General features: G+C 61.4%; 22 protein-coding genes and 1 pseudogene. 11 read left to right on the forward strand and 12 right to left on the reverse strand.

Annotated features, from left to right (window positions below; all coding sequences use genetic code 11):
* The first annotated feature begins 281 nt into the window (after positions 1–281).
* A complete protein-coding gene (locus NKJ01_RS11765) occupies positions 282–1,829 on the forward strand; it encodes a helicase HerA-like C-terminal domain-containing protein (RefSeq protein WP_352728082.1) in 1,548 nt (515 codons plus the stop codon).
* A 35-nt stretch (positions 1,830–1,864) separates the two neighbouring features.
* Here NKJ01_RS11765 and NKJ01_RS11770 read toward each other — a convergent pair whose 3' ends face one another.
* Complete coding sequence (locus tag NKJ01_RS11770; RefSeq protein WP_023760498.1) at positions 1,865–2,689, reverse strand: L,D-transpeptidase; 825 nt, start codon at positions 2,687–2,689, stop codon at positions 1,865–1,867.
* Positions 2,690–2,861: 172 nt separating this feature from the next.
* Positions 2,862–3,524: a haloacid dehalogenase type II gene (locus NKJ01_RS11775; protein ID WP_023760497.1), complete on the reverse strand. Its 663-nt coding sequence runs from the start codon at positions 3,522–3,524 to the stop codon at positions 2,862–2,864.
* Between the two features lie 155 nt (positions 3,525–3,679).
* Here NKJ01_RS11775 and NKJ01_RS11780 point away from each other — a divergent pair.
* From NKJ01_RS11780 to NKJ01_RS11795, 4 genes and pseudogenes are all read left to right on the forward strand, one after another.
* Positions 3,680–4,553: pseudogene (locus tag NKJ01_RS11780) on the forward strand (branched-chain amino acid aminotransferase).
* Positions 4,554–4,660: 107 nt separating this feature from the next.
* Entirely contained in the window at positions 4,661–5,263 is a 603-nt protein-coding gene (locus tag NKJ01_RS11785) for a superoxide dismutase (RefSeq protein WP_352728085.1), read from the forward strand.
* Between the two features lie 309 nt (positions 5,264–5,572).
* Positions 5,573–6,010, forward strand: a complete 438-nt coding sequence (locus NKJ01_RS11790) for a c-type cytochrome (RefSeq protein WP_023760494.1) — start codon at positions 5,573–5,575, stop codon at positions 6,008–6,010.
* 9 nt (positions 6,011–6,019) lie between these two features.
* Positions 6,020–6,970, forward strand: a complete 951-nt coding sequence (locus tag NKJ01_RS11795; protein WP_352728087.1) for a cytochrome c — start codon at positions 6,020–6,022, stop codon at positions 6,968–6,970.
* 98 nt (positions 6,971–7,068) lie between these two features.
* Here the strand turns inward: NKJ01_RS11795 and NKJ01_RS11800 are convergent, their stop codons facing one another.
* The 3 genes from NKJ01_RS11800 to NKJ01_RS11810 all read right to left on the reverse strand — a co-directional run bounded on the left by NKJ01_RS11800 (position 7,069) and on the right by NKJ01_RS11810 (position 10,357).
* On the reverse strand, positions 7,069–7,470 hold the full coding sequence (locus tag NKJ01_RS11800) for an SET domain-containing protein (RefSeq protein ID WP_352728089.1): 402 nt from the start codon (positions 7,468–7,470) through the stop codon (positions 7,069–7,071).
* A gap of 140 nt (positions 7,471–7,610) precedes the next feature.
* Positions 7,611–8,237, reverse strand: a complete 627-nt coding sequence (locus tag NKJ01_RS11805) for a LysE family translocator (protein ID WP_352728091.1) — start codon at positions 8,235–8,237, stop codon at positions 7,611–7,613.
* On the reverse strand, positions 8,234–10,357 hold the full coding sequence (locus NKJ01_RS11810) for a S9 family peptidase (RefSeq protein WP_352728093.1): 2,124 nt from the start codon (positions 10,355–10,357) through the stop codon (positions 8,234–8,236). The genes NKJ01_RS11805 and NKJ01_RS11810 overlap by 4 nt, the downstream gene beginning before the upstream one ends.
* A gap of 621 nt (positions 10,358–10,978) precedes the next feature.
* On the opposite strand from NKJ01_RS11810, the gene NKJ01_RS11815 reads away from it, so the two are divergent.
* On the forward strand, positions 10,979–11,404 hold the full coding sequence (locus NKJ01_RS11815) for a Ros/MucR family transcriptional regulator (RefSeq protein ID WP_023760489.1): 426 nt from the start codon (positions 10,979–10,981) through the stop codon (positions 11,402–11,404).
* Between the two features lie 110 nt (positions 11,405–11,514).
* Here the strand turns inward: NKJ01_RS11815 and NKJ01_RS11820 are convergent, their stop codons facing one another.
* Positions 11,515–11,943, reverse strand: coding sequence for a SufE family protein (locus NKJ01_RS11820; RefSeq protein WP_352606713.1), 429 nt, complete (start codon positions 11,941–11,943; stop codon positions 11,515–11,517).
* Positions 11,944–12,044: 101 nt separating this feature from the next.
* Positions 12,045–12,398, reverse strand: a complete 354-nt coding sequence (locus NKJ01_RS11825; RefSeq protein ID WP_352606715.1) for a DUF5330 domain-containing protein — start codon at positions 12,396–12,398, stop codon at positions 12,045–12,047.
* A gap of 536 nt (positions 12,399–12,934) precedes the next feature.
* Between NKJ01_RS11825 and NKJ01_RS11830 the strand changes: the two genes are divergently transcribed.
* From NKJ01_RS11830 to NKJ01_RS11840, 3 genes are all read left to right on the forward strand, one after another.
* Positions 12,935–14,683 (forward strand): ATP-binding protein, encoded by a 1,749-nt coding sequence (locus NKJ01_RS11830; protein WP_352728220.1) that lies wholly within the window; start codon positions 12,935–12,937, stop codon positions 14,681–14,683.
* Positions 14,658–15,470 carry a peptidoglycan-binding domain-containing protein gene (locus NKJ01_RS11835; protein ID WP_023760485.1) on the forward strand — a complete coding sequence of 271 codons (813 nt, stop codon included), beginning with the start codon at positions 14,658–14,660 and terminating at the stop codon, positions 15,468–15,470. Before NKJ01_RS11830 ends, NKJ01_RS11835 begins: the two co-directional genes overlap by 26 nt.
* 118 nt (positions 15,471–15,588) lie before the next feature.
* On the forward strand, positions 15,589–15,936 hold the full coding sequence (locus tag NKJ01_RS11840; RefSeq protein ID WP_023760484.1) for a DUF1491 family protein: 348 nt from the start codon (positions 15,589–15,591) through the stop codon (positions 15,934–15,936).
* On the opposite strand, the gene NKJ01_RS11845 is transcribed toward NKJ01_RS11840, so the two are convergent.
* Positions 15,914–16,951 (reverse strand): hypothetical protein, encoded by a 1,038-nt coding sequence (locus NKJ01_RS11845; protein ID WP_352728096.1) that lies wholly within the window; start codon positions 16,949–16,951, stop codon positions 15,914–15,916. The genes NKJ01_RS11840 and NKJ01_RS11845 overlap by 23 nt on opposite strands.
* Positions 16,952–17,161: 210 nt before the next feature.
* Here NKJ01_RS11845 and NKJ01_RS11850 point away from each other — a divergent pair, with 210 nt between their 5' ends.
* The gene (locus tag NKJ01_RS11850; protein ID WP_352728098.1) at positions 17,162–17,350 is read left to right on the forward strand and encodes a hypothetical protein; all 189 of its coding nucleotides are present in this window, start codon (positions 17,162–17,164) and stop codon (positions 17,348–17,350) included.
* A gap of 18 nt (positions 17,351–17,368) precedes the next feature.
* On the opposite strand, the gene NKJ01_RS11855 is transcribed toward NKJ01_RS11850, so the two are convergent.
* A complete protein-coding gene (locus NKJ01_RS11855) occupies positions 17,369–18,028 on the reverse strand; it encodes a TetR/AcrR family transcriptional regulator (protein WP_352728100.1) in 660 nt (219 codons plus the stop codon).
* 81 nt (positions 18,029–18,109) lie between these two features.
* Here NKJ01_RS11855 and NKJ01_RS11860 point away from each other — a divergent pair, with 81 nt between their 5' ends.
* The gene (locus NKJ01_RS11860; protein WP_352728102.1) at positions 18,110–18,850 is read left to right on the forward strand and encodes an SDR family NAD(P)-dependent oxidoreductase; all 741 of its coding nucleotides are present in this window, start codon (positions 18,110–18,112) and stop codon (positions 18,848–18,850) included.
* 59 nt (positions 18,851–18,909) lie between these two features.
* On the opposite strand, the gene NKJ01_RS11865 is transcribed toward NKJ01_RS11860, so the two are convergent.
* The 3 genes from NKJ01_RS11865 to NKJ01_RS11875 all read right to left on the reverse strand — a co-directional run bounded on the left by NKJ01_RS11865 (position 18,910) and on the right by NKJ01_RS11875 (position 22,620).
* Positions 18,910–19,479, reverse strand: a complete 570-nt coding sequence (locus NKJ01_RS11865) for a DUF1254 domain-containing protein (RefSeq protein ID WP_352728104.1) — start codon at positions 19,477–19,479, stop codon at positions 18,910–18,912.
* Entirely contained in the window at positions 19,472–20,056 is a 585-nt protein-coding gene (locus NKJ01_RS11870) for a DUF1214 domain-containing protein (RefSeq protein ID WP_352728106.1), read from the reverse strand. Before NKJ01_RS11870 ends, NKJ01_RS11865 begins: the two co-directional genes overlap by 8 nt.
* A gap of 410 nt (positions 20,057–20,466) precedes the next feature.
* On the reverse strand, positions 20,467–22,620 hold the full coding sequence (locus NKJ01_RS11875; RefSeq protein WP_352728108.1) for a transglycosylase domain-containing protein: 2,154 nt from the start codon (positions 22,618–22,620) through the stop codon (positions 20,467–20,469).
* Between the last annotated feature and the right edge of the window lie 21 nt (positions 22,621–22,641).

Consider the following 22,641-nt stretch of genomic DNA (forward strand, 5'->3'; position numbering starts at 1 on the left):
GTCCTCGGTTCGATATCGCAATCCAATGCGTTTTCAGCGGCCGAATTCGATCCAAAAGATATAGGTCGGCCCACGTGCACGAACCATGAACGATTGCCAAACAGCGGCAAAATCCGCAAGCTTCAAAAAATCGATTGGAGGGTTGCCGCGATTGAACGATTGCCACGACTTGGACGAATGGTTCCAACTTGAACGAATGGCATTGTCGCTGTGCAACGGCCTCACTATACCTGCGGCAAGGCCACTGGCTTTAAACACATCAGTTTGCGGAGACCGGACACATGGCTGACGACACCAGTATTTTCATCGGCGCCAGCCGCAAGCCCGACGACAGCTACCAGCGTGCCGAGCAGTTGTTGCTGCAATACGGCAATCGTCATGGCCTGGTGACCGGCGCCACCGGTACCGGCAAGACCGTCACCTTGCAAATCCTGGCCGAAGGTTTTTCCAACGCCGGTGTGCCGGTGTTCTGCGCCGACATCAAGGGTGACCTATCAGGCATCGCGATGATGGGTATGGCGCAGGATTTTCTCGTCAAGCGGGCAGAACAGGTCAAGCTCGACCCCTATGACTTCCAGGAATTCCCCGTCGTTTTCTGGGATCTATTCGGCGAACAGGGTCATCCTATCCGCGCCACGGTTTCGGAAATGGGGCCGTTGCTTCTGTCGCGCCTGATGAACCTGACCGAGGCGCAGGAAGGGATCATGAACATCGCCTTCCGCCTGGCGGACGAGGAAGGCCTGCTGCTGCTCGATATGAAGGATCTGCAGGCGCTTTTGGCCAACATCGCCGAGCGCGCCGAGGAGATCGGCTCGCGTTACGGCAATGTGACGAAGCCATCGGTCGGGGCTATCCAGCGAACGCTGCTGGTCCTGGAGCAGCAGGGCGCGGCAAACTTCTTCGGCGAGCCGGCACTGCGCATCGCCGACATCATGCGCACCACCCGCGACGGGCGCGGCGCCATCAGCGTGCTTGCCGCCGACAAGCTGATGATGAATCCACGGCTTTACGCGACCTTCCTGTTGTGGCTGATGTCGGAACTGTTCGAGGTGCTGCCGGAAGTCGGCGATCCGGACAAGCCGAAGCTGGTGTTCTTCTTCGACGAGGCGCATCTTCTGTTCGACGAAGCACCCAAAGTGCTGGTCGATCGCGTCGAGCAAGTGGTCCGGCTGATCCGCTCGAAAGGCGTCGGCGTCTATTTCGTCACGCAAAACCCTTTGGATATCCCTGAAAAGGTTCTCGCCCAGCTCGGCAATCGCGTACAGCACGCGCTGCGCGCCTATACGCCGCGCGAGCAGCAGGCGGTGAAGACGGCGGCCGAGACGTTCCGGCCTAATCCAGATTTCGATTGCATGACCGCCATCACTCAACTCGCCACAGGCGAGGCGCTGGTCTCGACGCTGGAAGCCAAGGGGGTTCCGTCGATGGTGCAGCGGACACTGATACGCCCGCCATCGTCGCGGCTTGGGCCCATCACGGTGGCCGAGCGCCAGAAGCTGATCCAGGAAAGCCCGGTCGCCGGCCAGTACGATCAGGTCATCGATCGCAAATCGGCCTTCGAGATGCTGCAAAAAAAGGCCAAGGATGCGCAGGATGCCGAGGAGCAGGCGCAGCAGGCCGGCAGCGGTCGCTCGCGCTGGACGATTCCGGGCTTCGGCAACGACGAGTCCGCGCCGCAATCCGATGGCAGGCGCTCGCCTGCACCGCGCCCGTCCAACCGCCAGACGGTGGCCGAGGCGGCGATCAAGTCGGTGGTTCGATCCGTTGGCTCGTCAGTCGGTCGGGCAATCGTTCGCGGCATCCTGGGCAGCCTGTCGCGGGGGCGTTAGGACCGGAGGCAGCGGCGTTGCCGCCGCCCGTCGGATCAGAAGATCGAGTTGGTGATCTCTTTCAGAGGCCCGAGCAGGATCGATCCTTCCGGCACGCCGGCGTCGATCGGGATTGCCCGGCGATTCGCAGTCGCCACCACTGGCTGGCTGGCATCGCTGGTGACGACAACTGGTGTCTTCGAGGGCACGCGATCATAGAGATCGATGATATCCTGGTTCATCAGGCGTACGCAGCCTGACGAGACGGACTTGCCGATCGACCGCCATTCTGGCGAGCCGTGCAGGCGGTAAAGCGTGTCCACGTTGCCCTGGAAGAGATAGAGCGCGCGTGCGCCGAGCGGGTTCTTCAACCCGCCGGGCATGCCGCCATTTTCGGCGCTGTATGGTTTCAATTCCGGCTGCCGGGCAATCATTTCATCCGGCGGCGTCCATTTCGGCCACTTCTGCTTCCACTGGACGACGGCATCGCCGGACCATTCGAAACCGGCGCGGCCTAGGCCGACACCATAACGGATTGCCTGGCCCCCCGGGCGAACCAGGTAGAGGAAATGGCCAGTGGTATCGACGACGATCGTTCCCGGCTTCTGCCCGGTCGGATCGGGAACGATCTGGCGCAGGAACTGCGGATCGATCCTGTCGAACGGGATCGCCGGCAAATCGAAGCCGCCATCACTGATCGCGCCGTACATCGTCACATAGTCGGTCAGCGGCGGCTCGATATAGGCTGGCGGCGGTGGCTCGACCGGCCCCGGTCCGGTGGTCGCGCATGCGGAAACCGCGATCGAAGCAGCGCCTAAGGCTGCGGCGTTGAGAAAGCCGCGACGGCTCAGGCGATAGGATTCGATTTCGATTTTGGACATGTTTGCCTTCTTTAAGTCTCAAATCGCAACAAGGCGTCAATGCGCCGATCGCTGCGCGGGTGCCTGACAACACCTGGGGCGATAGGCGGTTCCGATTCTGGCCGGAAGGTGGACAAACCAAGGCGAAGCTGTGACTGCGTTGCCACTGTGGCACCAGGGACACATGCGCGTCTCAGCTGCCTGGCACCAAAGCTTCGAGCGACGGCAGGATCAGGGCCGGCGGGAAGTCCCGGTATTCTTCGGGCTGGTTGGAACGGTTGATCCACACCGTGCGAAAACCGAATTTGGTGGCGCCTGCGATATCCCAGCGATTGGAGGACTGGAAGGAAACCGCGCCCGGGTAGAGGCGCCAGCCGGTGGCGACCATGTCATAGACCGCCGGATCGGTCTTGAAGCGCTGAACCGCATCGACGGAATAGATGTCGTCCAGAACCTGATCGAGCGCAGCGGACTTGACCGCTGCCTGGAGCATTTCGGGTGAGCCATTGGACAGGATCGCCAGCCTCGCTCCCGAAGCCTTGAGCGCCTTGAGCACGGCCGGCACTTCCGGATAGCAATCCAGCCGCCAGTAGGCATCCAGCAAGATCGCCTTGAGGCTGGGATCGGCCGAGGGAACCTTGCGCAGGGCGAAATCGAGCGCCTGTTCAGTCAACTGCCAGAAATCGGCATAGGCACCCATAAGCGTACGAACCCAGGAATATTCGAGTTGCTTGGCGCGCCAGATCTCGGACAATAATTGACCGTCCGGACCGATCCGATCGGCATGACGGCGTACGGCGGCATGCACGTCGAACAGCGTGCCATAGGCGTCGAAGACATAGGCGGCGTATTGCATGAAGACAGTTTTGAGGGCAGGCGCGACAAGGTGCAAGCTTTGATTGCACGGCGCCCCGTCGCTGGCCTCAACAAAACTATTCAATGCCGGTTGACGGCGCCCGCCAAAGCATCTTCCAATGGCTCCCACGAGACCGATTGAGGCGGGACAACACGATGACACTGGCGGCTGCGGCGCAATCCACGACATGGACTTTCGTCGATGGTGATTGGCACGAGGGCAATGTCGCCATTCTGGGGCCGCGAAGCCACGCGATGTGGCTCGGCACCAGCGTGTTCGACGGAGGCCGCTGGTTCGAAGGCGTCGCCCCGGACCTCGAGCTTCATGCCGCCAGGGTGAATTCTTCGGCGATTGCACTCGGCCTCAAGCCGTCGATGAGCGCCGACAAGATCGTCGGGCTGACATGGGATGGGTTGAAGAAGTTCGACGGCAGGACGGCGGTCTACATCAGGCCGATGTACCGAGCATGGCGGCTACATGGGCGTGCCGGCCGATCCCGCCTCGACCCGCTTCTGCCTTTGCCTCTATGAGTCGCCCATGATCCCGCCGACCGGCTTTTCGGTGACCGTGTCGCCGTTCCGGCGCCCGACCATCGAAACCATGCCGACCAATGCCAAGGCCGGCTGCCTCTACCCCAACAACGGCCGTGCCATTCTCGAGGCCAAGATGCGCGGCTTCGACAACGCAATGGTGCTCGACATGCTGGGCAACGTCGCCGAAACCGGAACATCGAACATCTTCCTGGTCAAGGACGGCCACGTGCTGACGCCGGCACCGAATGGCACCTTCCTGTCCGGCATCACCCGCTCGCGCACGATGACTCTGCTTGGCGAATATGGCTTCAAGACCACCGAAAAGACGCTGTCGGTGCGCGACTTCCTCGAAGCGGACGAGATCTTCTCGACCGGAAACCATTCCAAGGTGGTGCCGATCACGCGTATCGAGGACCGCAATCTGCAGCCGGGGCCGGTGGCCAAGAAGGCGCGCGAACTCTATTGGGAATGGGCGCATTCGACTTCCGCCGGCTGAGCGGATAAAAAGGCGATCGGCGCTCCATTCCGGAGTTGCCCCAACCCATTCCAGACCTATCTTAGTCCGGTATCGACACCGGATTTTTCCACGAGGGAGTACTGTCCATGGCTTTTGAATTGCCCGCTCTGCCCTACGACTACGAGGCCTTGCAGCCTTACATGTCGAAAGAGACGCTGGAATATCACCACGATAAGCACCACAAGGCGTATGTCGACAACGGCAACAAACTCGCTGTCGAGGCCGGCCTGGGCGATCTGTCGGTCGAAGAGGTGGTCAAGCAGTCGTTCGGCAAGAATGCCGGTCTCTTCAACAATGCCGCTCAGCACTACAACCACATCCATTTCTGGAAGTGGATGAAGAAGGGCGGCGGCGGCAACAAGCTGCCGGGCGCCCTGCAGAACGCGTTCGATAGCGACCTCGGTGGCTACGACAAGTTCAAGGCCGACTTCATTGCCGCCGGCACGACGCAATTCGGCTCCGGCTGGGCCTGGGTTTCAGTCAAGGACGGCAAGCTGGCGATCTCAAAGACGCCGAATGGCGAGAACCCGCTCGTCCATGGCGCGTCTCCGATCCTCGGCGTCGATGTCTGGGAGCACTCCTATTACATCGATTATCGCAACGCCCGGCCGAAATATCTCGAGGCGTTCGTCGACAGCCTGATCAACTGGGATCACGTGCTGGAATTGTACGAAAAAGCTCGCGCATAACCCCGAAAATCGGATTCGATTTTCAAAAAAGGATCATGCGCAAAATCAAAGTGTTGCAGCGTCCTTTGCACGCCTGAGAAGGCGCGCGGATGGCCTGATCGATCTCCAGAAAGACCCGGCAATCTGAACTGACCCCCGAAAGTTGGAGATCAACCTTCGGGGGTTTTCACATCCCGAGGGCCCTTCTTTTGCGGGGTCGCGGCCCCTGGCGATCAGGTTCGGCAAAAACGTCCGCGACGAGGGGAATATTCCACCCGCCGCATCCGTTAACGTCCTGTCCTGAAATGCCTTCATCACGGAGCCAAATGAATGAGAAAGCTTGTTATCGCCATCTCTATGCTTGCACTCGCGGCATCGGCGGCGTTTGCCGACCCGATACTTGATCGCCAGGGTTTGATGAAGGAGCGTGGAAAGATCGCCGGCGGCCTCGCGAAAGTGGTCAAGGGCGAGGAGCCGTTTGATGCGGCGGCCGTGCTGACACAACTTCAGGCGCTGCAGGCGAATGCCGAGAAATTCGATGCCGATGTGCTGTTCCCGGCAGGCAGCGATACTGGCGACACGACAGCGGCGCCGAAGATCTGGGAAGACATGGCCGGTTTCAAGTCGACCGAGGACAAATATCTCGCCGACATCAAGGCAGCGACCGCCACCGCTCCCGCCGACATCGATACGCTGAAGACGCAGTTTGACGCGATCACTTCCAATTGCGGCACCTGCCACAAGACCTATCGGGTGAAAAAGAGCTGATAGCGGGCGATGCCCTGGCTGAGAAAACTCGTCGGCGCCCTGGTCATTCTGGGAGCAGTCGGCGCGGTCGCCGGGTGGCTGCTGTCGGCGCCGGTGAGGCTCGACGGTGAGACGCTGGCCAAGCTGGGGCCCGGCGACGCGGTCAAGGGCAAGCGCATCTTTTATGCCGGCGGTTGTACTTCCTGCCACGCAAAACCGGGCTCGCAAGGGGATGCCCGGCTTCAACTCGTGGGTGGTCTCGCACTCAAGACGCCGTTCGGAACCTTCGTACCGCCCAACATTTCGCAAGATCCCAAGGACGGCATCGGCGCCTGGTCGGTCGAGGACCTCGCCAACGCCATGCTGAAGGGCGTTTCGCCCTCGGGCGAGCATTTCTATCCGGCATTTCCCTATGCATCCTACGCGCGCATGAACCCGGCTGACATTGCCGACCTCTACGCCTTCCTGAAGACGTTGCCTGCCGTCGCCGGCAAGGCGCCCGCGAATTCGCTCGGTTTCCCTTTCAACATTCGTCGCGGTATCGGCCTGTGGAAACTGCTCTACCTCCGTGACCAGCCTGTCGTTGCATTTCCCGACGGTACGGCTGGCCCGGTGATGGCCGGCCGCTACTTGGTCGAGGGGCCAGGCCACTGCGGCGAATGTCACACGCCGCGCGACTTTGCCGGCGGCACGAAAAAGAGCGAGTGGCTGGCCGGCGCCGTGGCTGCCGAAGGCAAGGGCGTCGTGCCCAACATCACATCGGGGGAGGGCGGCATTGGCGATTGGTCGGGAGCCGACATCGCCAACTATCTCGAAACCGGCTTCACGCCTGACTTCGATTCCGTTGGCGGCGCCATGGTCGACGTGCAGCGCAACATTGCCCAACTAACGGCGGAGGACCGTGCGGCGATCGCCGCCTATCTCAAGGCAATCCCGCCGCATCCAAATGGCTATCCGGCGCGCAAGAAGACGGCGAACTGAACTGATGCATGTCGCTCAACGTGCACAGCGGTCTTGACCGACATGCACAAAAACCAAGAACCAATGCGCGTCGTTTGACTCCGTACAAACGATACGCGTCAGTCTTCGTATGTCGGGTGACGGTCGCCCAGAAAATCAAATCCCGTCTCGAAGAAATGATTGTAGTTGCAGGTCAGTTCCTCGCCCGGCGCGATGTCGCGAAGCGCAAAGCTTTCCTCGGGCGAGGAGACGTCGCAATTCGGCTCGTCGGCGTGGTTCATATAGCGCGCGTCGTCGGCTTCGAAGACGATATAGTTCGGGTCACGCCGGTCGGGATAGGAATAGCGGTCGAGATAACTCTTCACCGGTCCGTCCTCGCGCTCATAAGTCTCGACCTCGATGATCCGGTCGAATCTTGGGTCGAGCCTCCAGATCAGCGTGCCGCGGGGAATGTAATTCTTGGCAAAAACGCCGATGCCCTGGATGGGCGATTTGTCGAGATAGACGTTGACGAGCAGCATGGTGGACCTTTGCGCGATTGGGGGCTGTCGGGCTTGGAAAAAGCCGCGCACTGGGTAGCGCGTGGTCATCGCAATTGCGAGTGAAATGAGCAAGGCGGAACTCAAAAAGTCATGATCGCTAGGGTGCTCGGCGCTCGCCGTCAGCGCTGCTGCAGCGCGAGCCGAACACTCAGAGCGCAGTAGATGCCGCCAACAACCTTGCCTTGCCACCTCAGCACCGTCGGATTCCGGCGCAGGAAGGTGCCGAGCCGGCCGGCGCTTACCGCAAAGACAACCGTGCTGAAAAGGCCAAGCACGACGAAGACGGTTCCCAATGTCGTCAACTGAAGCATCACAGATCCGTTTTCAGGCCGCACGAACTGAGGCAGGAAAGCGAGGAAGAAAAGTGCGGTCTTGGGGTTGAGCACTTCGGTCAGGACAGCCTGTCGAAACGCCTTGCCGGCCGAAATCGCGAGCGCACCGGCAGCCGGGTTACTCGGCGCTTTCTCGATGATCGCGCGAATGCCGAGATAAACCAGGTAGGCCGCGCCAATGTATTTTATGAGGCTGAACAGCGTCGCCGACGTGGCGATAATCGCCGAAATGCCGACCATTGCCATGACGGTGTGAAACACATCGCCGGCCGCGATCCCGGCGCCGGTCGCGATGCCGACCTTGGTTCCCGAACTCGTTGCCCGAGCGATCGTCAGCAGCGTGGCGGGGCCCGGAATGAAGACAAAGCCGAGTACGACCGCGATGTAAGCGATCAAGGTGGTGAGATCGATCATTTGTGGGTTTCTCCTGCAATATGCGCCTTGCCCATCACCTTCAGTGCAAAGGAATAGGTATAGGCGATCTCCTCCAGCCGCGAAAACCGGCCGGAAGCACCGGCATGTCCGGAATCCATGTTGATCTTGAACAGCACCGGATTGCCGCCGCTCTTGCGGTCGCGCAGTCGCGCCACCCATTTTGCCGGCTCCCAATAGGTGACGCGCGGATCGGTGAGACCGGCCAGCGCCAGAATCGGCGGATAGTCGAGCGCGGCGACATTGTCATAGGGCGAGTAGGCGGCGATGGTCCGATAATCGTCGGCGGATGCAATCGGATTGCCCCATTCCGGCCATTCCGGCGGCGTCAGCGGCAGGCTGGCGTCGAGCATTGTGGTCAGCACGTCGACGAACGGAACCTCGGCGACGATGCCGCCGAAACAGTCCGGCGCCATGTTGGCGACGGCGCCCACCAGCATGCCGCCGGCCGAACCGCCTTGAGCGACGATCCGCTCATGCGCCGTGTAGCGCTCGGCAACAAGGTGGCGCGCACAGGCTATAAAGTCCGTGAATGTATTCATCTTGTGCGCCCGCTTGCCGTCGTCGTACCAGCCATAGCCCTTGTCCTTGCCGCCACGGACGTGGGCGATGGCGAAGACGAAGCCGCGGTCGACCAGCGAGAACCAGTTGGTGTTGAAGGCGGCCGGCACGGTGATGCCATAGGAACCGTAGCCGTAAAGCAGGCACGGTGCGGATCCATCCAGCGGCGTGTCGCGATGATGCAAAAGCGAGATCGGCACCAGTTCGCCATCGCTGGCCGGCGCCATCAGCCGCCGCGTCACATAATGGTCCGCGTCATGGCCGGACGGTACTTCCTGGGTCTTCAGCAGGACCCGCTCGCGGGTGCGCATATTGTAATCGAACACCTGGGCCGGGGTCGTCATCGACGAGTACGAAAAGCGCATGATCTCGGTGTCGTACTCATAGGAACCCGACAGGCCGAGCGAGAAAGCCTCCTCGTCGAGGGATAGAAGATGCTCCTCGCCGCTGGTGCGGTCGCGCACGATGATGCGCGGCAGACCTTCCTTGCGTTCAAGCCGGACCATGTGGTCCTTGAAGCCGATCACCGACAGGATCAGCCGGCCGGGCTCGTGCGGCACCAGTTCCTGCCAGTTGGCGCGGACCGGATCGCTCGCCGGCGCCGTCATGATCTTGAAATCCTTGGCGCCGTCGGCATTGGTCAGGATGAAGAAGATGTCGCCGCCTTCTTCCAGATCGTACTGAAGGCCGATCTCGCGCGCCGAGACCAGTTTTGGTTCGGCAAACGGATCGCTGGCGCTTAAGAGGCGGTACTCCGACGTCTCGTGATCGTTGATGCCGATCATGATCCATTCGTTGTTGCGGGTGCCGTCGACATCCATGAAGAAGCCGGGGTCGGTTTCCTCATAGATCAGCCGGTCGCTCTGTGGGCTGTCGCCCAGCGCATGGAACAGCACCTTGGACGGACGGTGATTGGGATCGAGACGAGTGTAGAAGAAGCCGTCATTGCCGGCGCTCCAGACGCCAGAACCACCGGTGTCGGGGATCTGGTCAGCCAGCTCCTTGCCATTGGCAAGGTTGCGCACGCGAAGCGTGTAGAATTCGGAGCCCTTGTCGTCGAATGCCCATAAGAGCTTGGCGTGGTCGGCCGAGTGATCGACGCCCCCAAGACGGAAATAGGCCTTGCCCGCGGCCTCCGCGTCGCCGTCGAGCAGGATATGCTCGGCGCCCCCGTCACGCGCCATGCGGAAATAGCGCGGCTGTTCGCCACCAAGCTTGAAGGACGAACCATAGGCATAGGGTCCGTCCTTCATCGGCACAGAAGAATCGTCTTCCTTGATGCGGCCCTTCATCTCCTTGAAAAGCTTCTTTTGCAGTTCGACCGTGTCGGCCATCAGGCTTGAACTGTAGGCGTTTTCTGCCTCGAGTTCGGCGCGGATCTCCGCATCGAGCAATGACGGATCCCGAAACATCTCCTGCCAATTGTCGGCCCGCAGCCAGGCATAGTCGTCGGTTCGCGTGATGCCGTGATGCGTTTCGATAACCGGCCGCTTCTCGGGCGTTGGCGGGCTGACGTTCGGAAATGCGGATGTCTTGGTCATTGCGTCTCGCTTTGGAAGTATCTTGATAGGGAAGTACCCTGACTCGACATCGTCAACCAGCCGGCGTGGAGACAGGAACAGAAAGTTTGCTATCGCTGGCGCGAGGTCTGGCATGACCCTATACACAACGGCAAGTTCGTCACCGGGTGGGTCTATGGCAAATACATCACCCCGCATTGACGCGGCAGCGGTTAGCTGATCCGGCCGGACTACAGGCGCGTGTCGCCTGATTTCTCGCGCGACGGCGGCAACCTCTGGTTTTGTGATCAAATCTGAACAACCAAGCTTGCGCCTGCAATTAGCCAAGAAAAATCAAGCATTGAAACCTGCCTCGTGAGTTTCCGGGAATGTAACGGAAGGCTGACGTAGCGTCAGGCGTTGCTGGTTGGCGCGAGAAATATCGACAAATTACACGATACACGAAAGATTGAAGCTGATCGGGGGACAATTGATCAACATCGTTCAATATAGCGGGAAGGGCGAATTGACTTACTTGGTTCGCAGGCCCATTGATGTGCCCGCGACACGAATCGCAGAAGCTCTGTCTGCGTCAAATTCGTGCGATGCCCTGGCTGTTAAAAGGGCGCGGATCGAAGTAACTCTTGTTGGGGCCTGAAGACCATGGATATTGTCGAAACACCTTCCAGAAACAGCGATGCGCTGATCGAGTTGACCGCCGATGTGGTGGCCGCCTATGTCAGCAACAATCCGGTGCCGGTCGGCGAATTGCCGAACCTGATATCCGATGTCCATACCGCCCTCGGGCGTGTGGGCGGAACCGGCGAACAGCCGCCTGCCGACAAGCAAAAGCCGGCGGTCAACCCGAAGCGCTCGGTTCACGACGACTACATCGTCTGCCTTGAAGACGGCAAGAAGTTCAAGTCGCTGAAGCGCCATCTGATGACCCACTATGACCTGACGCCAGATCAGTATCGCGAAAAGTGGAATCTCGATCCGACCTATCCGATGGTTGCACCCAACTATGCCGCTGCCCGGTCGCAGCTCGCCAAGAAAATGGGTCTCGGCCGCAAGCGCAAGGCGCGGTAATCGCTGCCAGCAGATGTATCGACCCAAACGGCGCCTTCGGGCGCCGTTTGATTTTGCCAGGCGGTAGCCCTGATCGAGTAGAGCGATTCCAGGGAGAGTGTGAAACGCGTTCAGGCAGTCTGCTTGAGCGCCGCCTCGGCGTCGCGCTTGATGCGCTTGACCATCGAACGAAGGCCATTGGCGCGCTGCGGCGACAGATGCTCGTCGAGGCCGAGTTCTTTCAATGTCGCTTCCGCATCGGTCTTCTGGATCTCGCTGGCGGTCCTGCCGGAAAACAGCGCCAGCATGATAGCGACCAGGCCACGCACGATATGAGCGTCCGAATCGCCGGTGAAGGTGACGACCGGATCGGCTCCAGGCCCCTGTTCGGTGGTCAGCCAGACCTGGCTGACGCAGCCCGGCACCTTGTTGGCGGGGTTGCGCTGCTCGTTCGGAAACGGCGGTAGGGCCTCGCCAAGTTCGATGACGTAGCGATAGCGGTCTTCCCATTCCTCAAGGAAGGAAAAATCGTCACGGATAGTCTGGATCGTGGTGGTCATAATGCCGGATATAGTTACGCGGCAGCGCCGCGTCACGGAAAAAACAAGGACACCGCGGGCGTCGAGAGGTCAGACGGCCCACGGTGCGCCGTCGAAACGGCTTAATTCTGTGCCGGTAGGTTGACTGTCTCGGGCAAGACGACGTCCTCCCGCACGCTGCCGGTCATCGTCGATGTGTCAGGGCCGGAGGCGGACTTGTCGTCCAGCATCGATGCCGCGATCTTGGCGGTCTCCTTGGCGCGGGCGGTAATGGTGTGCATCGCCGATTTGCCGGTCTCGCAGACATCGGGCTTGCGTTCGCAAATGCCGGCGATGTCGCCAACAGCTTCGCGTGCGGCAAACAGTGCCTGGATCGGCCCGACGCTTTCACGGCCCGATTCATCGGGTCCAACAGTCAGCGGCAGCGCCAGCAGCACCAGCGAAAACCAGAAAGCCATTCTTATCAGGAAGACCATGCCCTTGCCCTCTCGTCGTGACCGGATCATGCATCCATATGGCATGACCTCTTTTGTGGGCAGGATGTTGGCACACAGGCGCAAAGGACGGCTTGCAGGCAAAGTGAGAATTTTCCTCAAATTTTAGGCAAATTCGAAACGCGCCATTGTGAAATCGATTTGTCTCAAATCCGAATGATTTTTCTTAACGCGGGATAACCATCTATCCGTCTGCTTTTCTTGCTTTTTTGCCAAAGAGCGGGAGTCCGGGCGCGGCGTGCAGCCATCCGACGGGGACCGTCGCCGAATAACCCTCCGTTTACTATGGCTGCATTTGCCCGGGCTTTCGGCTGTCGGCATCCCGATATTTGCCGCAGGCCGGGGCCCTGGTCGGCCCTGCCTTATCCATTCCTTAAACGCTGGATGCGAGTTTCAGAGCCAACCAGAACGATCTGCAAAGCAGAGTTGTCCACGACGATTACGGGTGCGTTGAGTTGAGTTCAATCAAGGCCAGATACGTCGAATTGCCTGGCGCGATTGCCGCCGGTTGCGAACGTATGGTCCATCCGTCCATTCTTGGGCAGAGCGACCGCGAGCGCCAGCGCCGCTTCATCGGCGTCATGCTCGCCGCTCCTTTCTTTGCTGCTGGCGCCGCGGTCACACTGGTTACTTCAGGCATGGGCGCCGCCGTCACCATGGCGGCCATCTTCGCGGCCTTTGGCCTGTGCTGGTTCGTCGCCTTGCTGGTGGCGGCAACCGGCAAGATGGCGATAGCAAGTCAGGTCGCCCTGGCAGCGGCGGGCGTTTCTCTCGGCAGTCTGATTGCCGCCGCGGGCGGGCTGAGTTCGCCTGTCGCCATGCTTGTCGTGGCGCTGCCATTCGAAGCCTGGTGGATCGGCGCCTCGCGGCGTGCGGCACTTTGGGGAGCCGTGTCGACCGCTGCCGCCATCCTGGTTCAGCCTCTGGCTGCAACCGTGTTACCGTTCGCGGGAGCGCAGATTGCTGCATGGCACTGGCTGGTGCCATTGGCCTGGGCGCTCACGCTGATCCCGCGTGCGTCGGTGCTTCGCGACACGACCGATGCATCCGATCTCGTGAAGACTGCCGATAGGCTAGAAGACATTATCGATGCGGTAGTCTTGCGGGTCGCCCGTCATGGCGAGGTTATCGAGGCTTCGCCAAAGGCGCGCACGCTTTTGAAACTGCCGGCCGAACTGCTGTCGGGACACGGCTTCTTCGATCGCATTCACCTGTCGGATCGCGTCTCCTATCTCAGCGCCCTGGCCGACATGCGCGATGGCGCGCTGTCGCGCCGGCTCGAATTGCGCATCAGACTGCCTCAAAACGGCAACGGCCAAAATGACAACCGCTTGGCGGCCGACAATTACCGGCCGTTTTCGCTCGATCTGGTGCGGGGTGAGGAACAGGGCGACGTCTTCACGCTTGTCCTGCGCGAGAATGACGAGATAGCCCGGCTGCGCGAGGAACTCGCGGCGGCCAATGAGGCGGCCGCGTCCGCCGAGGTGGCGAAGGGGCGCTTCCTGGCGGTGGTGAGCCATGAATTGCGCACGCCCTTGAATGCCATCATCGGCTTCTCGGACATGCTGTTGCATGAGATGTTCGGCGCATTCAAGGATCCGCGGCAGAAGGAATATGTCGGTTTGGTGAGGGATTCGGGCCAGCATCTGCTTGCCGTCGTGACCTCGATACTCGACGTGTCCAGGATAGAATCGGGCGTCTATGCGACCGAACCGGAGCCGTTCCGGTTCGCGGAAGCGGTCGACATGTGCCAGTCCATGATGCAGGTGCAGGCGCGGGCCAAGAACATCGATCTGCAGGCGCAGATCGCGCCGGACGCTGGCGACATCAATGCCGATCGGCGTGCCGTGCAGCAGATGCTCATCAACCTGGTCTCCAATGCGATCAAGTTCACCCCCGATGGTGGCGATGTCGTCGTCGGCGCCAAGCGGATCGGTTCGCGTCTGCATTTCTGGGTCAGGGACACCGGCATCGGTATCGCCGAGGAGGATTTTGCCAATCTCGGCAAGCCCTTCATGCAGATCCAGAACGACTATACCCGCCGTTTCGAAGGGACAGGTCTTGGCCTTTCGCTGGTCAAGGGCCTTGTGGCCTTGCACGATGGCACGATGTCCATCGAAAGCATGCCGGGCGAGGGCACCACGGTGACCATCAGCCTGCCGGTGAACGGACCGAACAGACGTCAGGCGGAGAAGGCCGGCGTGCTGACCATGCCTGTGGCTATGGCGAAAGGGGACAGAAATGGCTCGCTCCGCAAGACAGCCTAAGAAGGCGGTCAAGCGCCGCAGCAATGCCTTTCAGGATGGCGCCGTCGCCGTCGGCGGCATGATTTCGCGCAATCCCGTCCTGGTGGGTGGCTCGACGGCATTCCTGGTGACGCTGTTCTACGTTTCCGCGAATGCCTTGTGGTATCAGCCTTTCCCGCATGCCGGCGCGTTCTTCGCGACCCGCAGCATCGCGGGCTTTCCGCGCGCAACATCGGACGAACCGGAGACGACATTCAACATCGTGCGGCCATCCGGCGCGCCGGCACCGATCAAGGGCGATCCGGTGGTCGAGCAGGTGCAAGGCATTCTCAAGGATCTCGATTTCTATTCTGGAACGGTCGACGGCATTTCCGGGCCCAACACGCGTAAGGCCATCCAGGCTTATCAGCAGAAGGTCGGGCTCAACACGTCCGGCGAGATCGACGCACTGCTGCTGGATCAATTGGGCGCGACGCCGAAAACCGCCTCTGTCGTACCCAGACCGCAGCCGCGCCCGGATACGCCGGTCGCCGTTCCGGTGTCTTTACAGACGAATTCCGGGCAGACGAATGCCGAGCAGACGAATGCCGGCCAAACGAATGCCGCGCAGGCGCCCGATGCCCGCATCGTCAAGATCCAGGCCGGGCTCAAGGCGTTCGGCAATGACGATATGCAGTTGGACGGCGTCGTCGGCGCGCGCACCAAATCTGCGATCAAGGAATTCCAGTCGTTGTTCGGGCTGCCGCAGACAGGCGAGCCCGATGAGATCGTCTACGTCAAGATGCGCGAGATCGGCCTCACCAACTGACGGCTGAAACGACGGCTCGCCGAGCGGCTGAAATATCGATAGAGCCCCTTGTTACCATGCATGTCGTTGTCCCAAAACCGCGGCACATTTAGGCGACATGCATTAGCGGAGTTCTCTCATGCGCGTCACATCGGATCTATGGGTCTCGGCCCTGTTGCGCCGGGTTTTCAGTGCTGGCGGATTTGCAGCCGTGGTCAAGCGCGGTGCGACCGAGGCCGGCGCTGTGTTCGTCGTGACGCGGGGCAGGCTGGGCGAGGTTGCCCTGTTCGGCCCGGCGCCGCAGACGAGCTACGATTCGGCCAAGCCCGACGAGCGGTTTTTCACTCTGCTCGGGGCCGGCGACGATGCCGCCTTGCTCGATGCCAGGCTGGAAAGGGAGAAAAAATTCGATCCCGACATCTGGGTGGTCGAGATCGAGGCCGGCACAGTGCCGGTCGAGGAGCTCATTTCCGTGAAGACGCCCTGAAGCCGGAGGAAGCCGCCGCATCCTCAGTGTTCGATGCCGTGTGGGTGTCGCTGTTTGCGGGTGCTGCGCCGCGACCCACCTTTGAAAGAGTTTCCGATTTCCAGAGCCGCACCTTGTCGGCGGCCGCCTCGCGGTGCAGGAGCCGGTAGCGGTCGAGAAAGGTGCGGATAGCCTGCGGGTGCGGGAACTGGCTGGGATAGACCGCGACCGTGATCAGGAATGCCCTATCCTCGCTGAGGTCGAGCGAGCGCAGTGCGGCAAGCAGCGACGCGTAATTCTGGCTGGCGGTGAGCGCGCGCGCGATCGAGAAATCGGTGTCGAGCGCATCGGCGAGTGCGGTCTGGAAGAACGCGGCGTTTCCCGTCAGCGCCGTCTCGCGCAATTTCACATAGGTATCGGCGCCTGTGAGAGAATCGGCGCTCATTGCCGTCGCCTCGTCGCCGGTGCGCATCATGGAACGCAGCCTGCGCCGCGCGCTTTCGGAGGCAATGCCGGCCACCTGTCCTCTTCCGGGCTGTTCGGCGGCAGGTTCGGTGCTGGCAGGCGCGATCTTGTCTGCCATGATGGCGTCCGCTTCCGGCTCCCGCCTTCGCACCAGAGTTGGCCTCTCGAGCGCCCGGATCAGATCGGCAATGGTCGGGTTCAGGTCCTTGCGGCGCGCGATGGCACGTGCATGCGGCAGTCCGTGCCGCCCGATCAGCGCGATGAGGTCGATGTTGCTGACGGCGCGTGAGCGGATGAGCAAGGGAGCGGCAATGTCGACCGGCTCCTCGCAGAGGCGGCGCACCAAAGCGGGCGGGGCATATTCGCATTCGGAAAGGGCAGCTGCCACGTAACGGCGAGATTCGACGGATACATCGTTGAACAGCGGCAGCGTCAGGTCTTCGAGCTGGCCGATCTCACGGCGTGAAGGGCGGGTCAGCGAGCAGAATGCCGACACCGCGGCGCGGAACAGCCTTTCGGCCTTTCCCGAATCTTTTCGTACCGCGATTTGCCTGAAGTCCGAAGATGACACGAAGGATACGCCCGACAACACACACAAGCTCGGCCACGCTCGACCGGGACGGTGCCGGTTTCGCGAGTGCCCCGGCCAGGACGTCCTGACCTCTAGACAAAGATCAAGTTAGCGACGATCCGTTAGCGCTCCGTTAACCCTCTGCCGGCCTTAATGATATTTGGAGGCGTTGCGTTGTGCTCCGGGGAAACCGAGAGGAATGCGCGAACCATGGGCATGGTACTGTCTTTCGTGCCGCGTACGGCACCAAACAATCGAGCGAAGCAAGCCGCCGAAATGCCGGCGGCGGTGATCATCTTTCCCGGCATCCGCTACGAGCGGTCTCATGCCGGCGAGGTGCGGCCGGTCGACCCCGACAAACCGGGATCGCCAAGGAGCAAGCCGGTTCCGCACCACTAGTCTGGTCGCAACGGATGTTCATCCAGCCCTGGAGATGATGCCGTCCCACCCGGCCATCGCGATCTCAGCTACGGCTTGGAGCTCCGCCCGATCGGCGCCGTCACGGGCCCGGATCGCCATCCCGCTCTGAACGGTTTGCAGAAATCGCGCGAGCTCGATGACATCGACAGACCTTGGCAGCTCTCCTTCTGAAACGGCCTCTTGCAAACGAGCTCTGAGCAGATCAAATGCGTTGCCGCGTGCCGCACGCATCAGATTGGCGAGTTCGGCGTGGCCGTCGCTGCCAACGGTTCCAAGCGTAACCATACATCCATGAGGCAGATCGCAATCCGATCCCGTCATGGCGGCCGCGGAGTCTCGCAGGTAAGCCAACGCCGCGTCGCGCGCCGTGGCCGCCTTGCGAAACCGCCCCAAAACAAGGTCTTCATAGGTCGCGGAGTAGAACCTGAGCGCTTCGCCATACAGCTCGTCCTTCGAACCGAAGGCGGCATAGAGACTCGTTGGACCGACGCCCATCACGTCCGTTAAATCCGCAATCGACGTCGCCTCGTACCCCTTGACCCAGAACACCCTCATTGCCTGCGCCAACGCGGCTTCTCGGTCGAACGCGCGCGGCCGCCCCCGTCCACGGGGTGCCGGGCCAACGCGTTCCGATGAGCTTTGATCCTTTTTTTGCATCGATCACTACATAAACCTATTGACACATCTTCGCAACGGATAGCAAATATGTATCGATCACTGCATAAATAAGGATGAATCATGCTCAACCTGACTGGCAAACGCGCCCTTGTAACCGGGGGCTCTCGGGGAATCGGTGCGGCCATCGCACTCGCACTGGCTGAGAATGGTGCGGACGTCGCTCTGACCTACCAACGTTCGAACGAGCGCGCCAACGCGGTGGTGACGTCAATCGAGCAGCTTGGCCGCCGCGCCGCGGCCATCCAGGCCGACAGCGCCGATCCGACCGCCATCAGACGGTCCGTCGATGAGGCCGTCAGAGCGTTGGGAGGGCTGGACATTCTCGTCAACAACGCCGCTATCGCGCTCTACGACGCGATTGCTGACTTCAAGGTGCAAGACATTGACGCGCTCCTCGCTGTGAACGTTCGCGGCCCTGTGCTGGCCACGCAGGCCGCTCTCCCGCACCTTGGCGCGGGTAGCCGTGTGATCACGATCGGTTCCGCCGGTGCGGATCGCATTGTCGGATCGACCGGCACGGTCTATTACATGACCAAGGCCGCGCTGCAGTCCTTCACCCGTGGTCTGGCGCACGAGCTTGGGCCACGCGACATCACGGCCAATCTCGTCCAGCCGGGCTCAACCGACACCGACATGAACCCCGCCGACGGTGAATTCTCGAACTTCCAGCGCGGTCTCATCCCCTTGGGTCGCTTTGGCGCGCCGGCGGACGTCGCCGCCACCGTTGCCTTCCTGGCAAGTCCCGCCGCCCGCCAAATCACTGGGACTATCGTCAACGTGGACGGTGGGCTGTTGGCCTGAAGGCGCGCAGGCAGGCGGAAGCCGGACGAGCAACCGTTTCACACTTTCCTGGAATTGCTCTAGAAGTCCTGCAGCTCGCAGGAACTCTGCGCGAAGAAGCGTGACACGCTCGGCTTCCAGCTGTCATCGGGCACGAAGGCACGGATGACGAAGATGCCTTCCTCGATCGGCGCTTCGACAAAGATCGCTCCCTGAAGCTCCTCGGGAAGCTCCTTGCGCACGTCGATCATCTGCGCCGGCGTCAGCACGACGGCATCCAGCACGCCACCGGTCGCGGTGTGGTCGTTGAAGGAATAGATGTTATGGCCGCTGCGGTCATAGACCGACACCGACCAGAACGGAACATGTCCAGGTGCCTTGATCCGGACCATGCCCTCGCCCAGGTCGAACCGACACGCCGTTGCGTAAAACAGCGGATCGACGGATTTCACCACGGGCGCGCCACCAGCTTCGGCATCGAGCCGCGTCATCTTGTAGAGATCCGACGCCATGGACAGACGCGACCAGGCATCGCGTTCAGAAAATTCAGGCACCAGAAACAGCACGACGACGTGCACGATGCCAGCGCCGAGCAGGCCGAGCAGGACCGCATGAAAAAGCCTGCGCATCGTCGCATAGAAACTACGCATCGCAGCCGACCTTTACGATCCGCGGCAGCGATACGTCCGAGAGGCCGGTGCTGCTGGCGATCGGCGTGTCGTAGAAGGTCAGCACGAAGTACATCCTGCCGAAACCGTCGGTCAGCAGCCAGTTGCCCGGCATCGGGCGATGGCCGGCGGAAATGATGACCGAATTGTCGGGCTGCCGCACAACCCCATAGGATTGTAGCGCCGCAAGTCGGGGTCTGCCGGTTTCGACCACGCCGAGCGACTGGTCGGCGGCATAGAGCGTCCAGAACCGTGCCGTCGGAAAACCACCCTCGATCGTGTAGGTGCATTCGCGCTTGAGCTCGGCGCCGCCCGCGTCGCGCTCGGCCACGAAGGACAAGCCTTCGGCGCGGCCGAGCGCAAGCACGCCCTCGCGCGCCACGCGGGCCTTGGAATAAGGATCGGCGGACGGCGTGCCGATGTCGGGAAAGGCCCTCCATTGGCCGATCCGGATGGCGCCGACACCATCCTGGACCTTGAGCGCATACCAGACGCTGCCGCCGCCGCCGACGATGGCTATGGCAAGCGAAAGCAGCGTCAGGAAGGCATTCTTGAGCATGAGGAGCCGGGGACAAGAGAGTTGCCGCTCGGAGATATCGCGGCGTGGGGGCTTGTGGCAAGCGGCGGGCGTGGGATTACAGGGCAACGAACCAGGGTTGACGGTTCCTTCGCAGCCTTCGCCGGCGCGTAGGCTGACGGAGCATCAAACGAAAAACCCGCCTGCGCGGCGGGTCACTGGCGCAAATCAGCACCATGGATGAATATGTACCATAGCTGAGGTCACGGAGTCAAGAAAAAATTCCTATCGTGAAAAGCTGCCGGCACAAAAGCTGCCGACATCGCCGAACTGGCTGCCGTCAGGTCTATTGTTAACCTGAGTTCGGAGCCCTACGTGGGATTGCCGACAAGCGTTGTGGTTAGGCGCTGCTTTCGCTTCTCCCACCAGGGCAGAGGGAAGAGGCGCGCCAATCACAGTGCCGACAGCGTCTCCGGCGGTTGGGGCGCATTGAGGACAGGCGCCGACTGGAACAGCCTGGACATGTCTCGCAATGTCTGCGTGGTCCGGCTGGACAGCACCGCCGGCCGTTCGGCCGCGGCATCGGCCGCCGCCTGCGCGTCGCTCTTCTTCTGCGCTTCCTCCGCCTTGGCAGCGACCTCCTCATCGACAAAGGGTTTGTCGATGCCGGGAATCGGCTTCAGGTCGATGTTCTGGTGCGCGTAGACCATCAGTCGCTGCCACACCATCGCCGGCAGCGAGCCGCCCGTCATGTTTTTCGTCGGCGTGAAGTCGTCGTTGCCCATCCACACCGCTGCCGTGTAGTTGCCGGTGAAGCCGACAAACCAGGCATCGCGGTAGGATTGCGTCGTGCCGGTCTTGCCGGCGACGACGATGTTCGGGAGTTGGGCCCGCCGTGCCGTGCCCATCACCGGTACCGCCGCCAGCATGGTGTTCATCGATTTCAGCGCTTGCTCGGACAGAACCCGATGTGGCGGCGGCGCATCCTTGGCGAAATCATAGACCACGTCGCCGGTGCGGGTCACCAACTGGGTGATGCCGTGCCGCGAGCCGACGAAGCCGTTGTCGGCGAACACGCTGTAGCCCGTCGCCTGGTCCATCACCGTCATGCCGGAAGTGCCGAGCACCATCGTCTTGTGCGATTCGAGCGGCGATTCCACACCCATCGCCTCGGCCATGGCCTTGATCGGGCCGATGCCGAGATAGTCCTTGGCCAGGCGCACCGGCACGGTGTTGATCGACTTCGCCATTGCCACGATCAGCGTGACATTGCCCGCCGAGCCGCCGCTGTAATTGTGCGGCGACCAGCTGCCCCAGCTGATCGGGCCGCCGGAAATGATGGAATTGGGCGTGAAGCCGTGTTCCATCGCTGTTGCATAGACATAGGGCTTGAACGATGAGCCGGTCTGGCGAAGCGCCTTGGTGGCGCGGTTGAACTGGCTGGCGCCATAGTCGCGGCCGCCAACGATGGCTCTCACGGCGCCGTTGGTTTCGATGACGACCACCGCGCCCTCGGTGACGTTATATTCCTTGCCGAACTGGCGCAGGTGGAATTCCACAGATTCTTCCGCCGCCTTCTGGATGTTGGCGTCGAAGGTGGTGTGGGCAACGAGCGAATGCTGACCCGGTTTTGCGATCTTCTTGACCTCGTCGAACGCCCAATCGAGGTAATAGTCCGGGCTCTTCTGTTCGCCGCGATCGACGACGTCGGCCGGGTGCAGCCTTGCCTGCAAAACCTGGCCCTCGGTCATGAAACCGGAATCGACAAGGTTGGACAGCACCACATTGGCGCGCGCACGCGCCGCCGGCAGGTTGATATGCGGCGCATATTTGGTCGGTGCCTTGAACAGGCCGGCCAGCATCGCCGCCTCGGCGAGGTTCAGGTCCTTGACGCCTTTGCCGAAATAGAAGTCCGCGGCCGCCTCGATGCCGAACGTGCCGCCGCCCATATAGGCGCGGTCGAGATAGAGCTGCAGGATTTCCTTCTTCGACAGATTGGCCTCGAGCCACAGCGACAGGAAAGCTTCCTTGATCTTGCGCTCCAATGTGCGCTCATTGGTCAGGAACAGGTTCTTGGCGAGCTGCTGGGTGATGCTTGAGCCGCCCTGGACGACGGAATTTGCCCGCACATTCTCGAAGATTGCGCGTGAAAGGCCCAGCACATCGATGCCGTAGTGATCGAAGAAGCGGCGGTCCTCCGTGGCGAGAACCGCCTTGATGACATGATCGGGCATCTCGTCGACCGGTACTGAATCACGCTGGATGATGCCGCGCTGGCCGATCTCGTTGCCGTAGCGATCGAGGAACGTGACCGCGAAGTCGCCCTGGGCGCGCCAGTCGCCGGCTGTGTCCTGGAAAGCTGGCATGGCCAGCGCCAGCATCACCACAATGCCGCCGGCGCCGAGCGTGAAACCTTCGCTCAACAGTTCGATGATGCCGCGGCGCCAGCCGCTGAAGCGGAAGCGCCGCGAAAAGATCGTCGCGGATTCCCAGAATTGGCGCGCCTTGAAACCGATCTCGTAGAGCGAGGAATCGATCCACGCGTCGAGCGCCAGCAGCCGGGTGGCGATCGGACCTCTTCTCTTGCGTGGTTCAGGACTGGCCATTCGGAAATCCGGCTCGCGATT

Source organism: Mesorhizobium sp. M0276 (assembly GCF_040321755.1).
Lineage (GTDB): Bacteria > Pseudomonadota > Alphaproteobacteria > Rhizobiales > Rhizobiaceae > Mesorhizobium.

What these genes read in the sequence shown, in the direction of transcription:
- NKJ01_RS11790 (WP_023760494.1), top strand. Translation starts at nt 5,573, where the DNA reads ATGAGAAAGCTTGTTATCGCCATCTCTATGCTTGCACTCGCGGCATCG.
- NKJ01_RS11770 (WP_023760498.1), bottom strand. Translation starts at nt 2,689, where the DNA reads ATGTCCAAAATCGAAATCGAATCCTATCGCCTGAGCCGTCGCGGCTTT.
- NKJ01_RS11815 (WP_023760489.1), top strand. Translation starts at nt 10,979, where the DNA reads ATGGATATTGTCGAAACACCTTCCAGAAACAGCGATGCGCTGATCGAG.
- NKJ01_RS11855 (WP_352728100.1), bottom strand. Translation starts at nt 18,028, where the DNA reads ATGCAAAAAAAGGATCAAAGCTCATCGGAACGCGTTGGCCCGGCACCC.
- NKJ01_RS11875 (WP_352728108.1), bottom strand. Translation starts at nt 22,620, where the DNA reads ATGGCCAGTCCTGAACCACGCAAGAGAAGAGGTCCGATCGCCACCCGG.
- NKJ01_RS11805 (WP_352728091.1), bottom strand. Translation starts at nt 8,237, where the DNA reads ATGATCGATCTCACCACCTTGATCGCTTACATCGCGGTCGTACTCGGC.
- NKJ01_RS11865 (WP_352728104.1), bottom strand. Translation starts at nt 19,479, where the DNA reads ATGCGTAGTTTCTATGCGACGATGCGCAGGCTTTTTCATGCGGTCCTG.
- NKJ01_RS11785 (WP_352728085.1), top strand. Translation starts at nt 4,661, where the DNA reads ATGGCTTTTGAATTGCCCGCTCTGCCCTACGACTACGAGGCCTTGCAG.
- NKJ01_RS11835 (WP_023760485.1), top strand. Translation starts at nt 14,658, where the DNA reads ATGGCTCGCTCCGCAAGACAGCCTAAGAAGGCGGTCAAGCGCCGCAGC.
- NKJ01_RS11810 (WP_352728093.1), bottom strand. Translation starts at nt 10,357, where the DNA reads ATGACCAAGACATCCGCATTTCCGAACGTCAGCCCGCCAACGCCCGAG.
- NKJ01_RS11860 (WP_352728102.1), top strand. Translation starts at nt 18,110, where the DNA reads ATGCTCAACCTGACTGGCAAACGCGCCCTTGTAACCGGGGGCTCTCGG.
- NKJ01_RS11830 (WP_352728220.1), top strand. Translation starts at nt 12,935, where the DNA reads ATGGTCCATCCGTCCATTCTTGGGCAGAGCGACCGCGAGCGCCAGCGC.
- NKJ01_RS11775 (WP_023760497.1), bottom strand. Translation starts at nt 3,524, where the DNA reads ATGCAATACGCCGCCTATGTCTTCGACGCCTATGGCACGCTGTTCGAC.
- NKJ01_RS11870 (WP_352728106.1), bottom strand. Translation starts at nt 20,056, where the DNA reads ATGCTCAAGAATGCCTTCCTGACGCTGCTTTCGCTTGCCATAGCCATC.
- NKJ01_RS11800 (WP_352728089.1), bottom strand. Translation starts at nt 7,470, where the DNA reads ATGCTGCTCGTCAACGTCTATCTCGACAAATCGCCCATCCAGGGCATC.
- NKJ01_RS11825 (WP_352606715.1), bottom strand. Translation starts at nt 12,398, where the DNA reads ATGGTCTTCCTGATAAGAATGGCTTTCTGGTTTTCGCTGGTGCTGCTG.
- NKJ01_RS11795 (WP_352728087.1), top strand. Translation starts at nt 6,020, where the DNA reads ATGCCCTGGCTGAGAAAACTCGTCGGCGCCCTGGTCATTCTGGGAGCA.
- NKJ01_RS11850 (WP_352728098.1), top strand. Translation starts at nt 17,162, where the DNA reads ATGGGCATGGTACTGTCTTTCGTGCCGCGTACGGCACCAAACAATCGA.
- NKJ01_RS11820 (WP_352606713.1), bottom strand. Translation starts at nt 11,943, where the DNA reads ATGACCACCACGATCCAGACTATCCGTGACGATTTTTCCTTCCTTGAG.
- NKJ01_RS11765 (WP_352728082.1), top strand. Translation starts at nt 282, where the DNA reads ATGGCTGACGACACCAGTATTTTCATCGGCGCCAGCCGCAAGCCCGAC.
- NKJ01_RS11840 (WP_023760484.1), top strand. Translation starts at nt 15,589, where the DNA reads ATGCGCGTCACATCGGATCTATGGGTCTCGGCCCTGTTGCGCCGGGTT.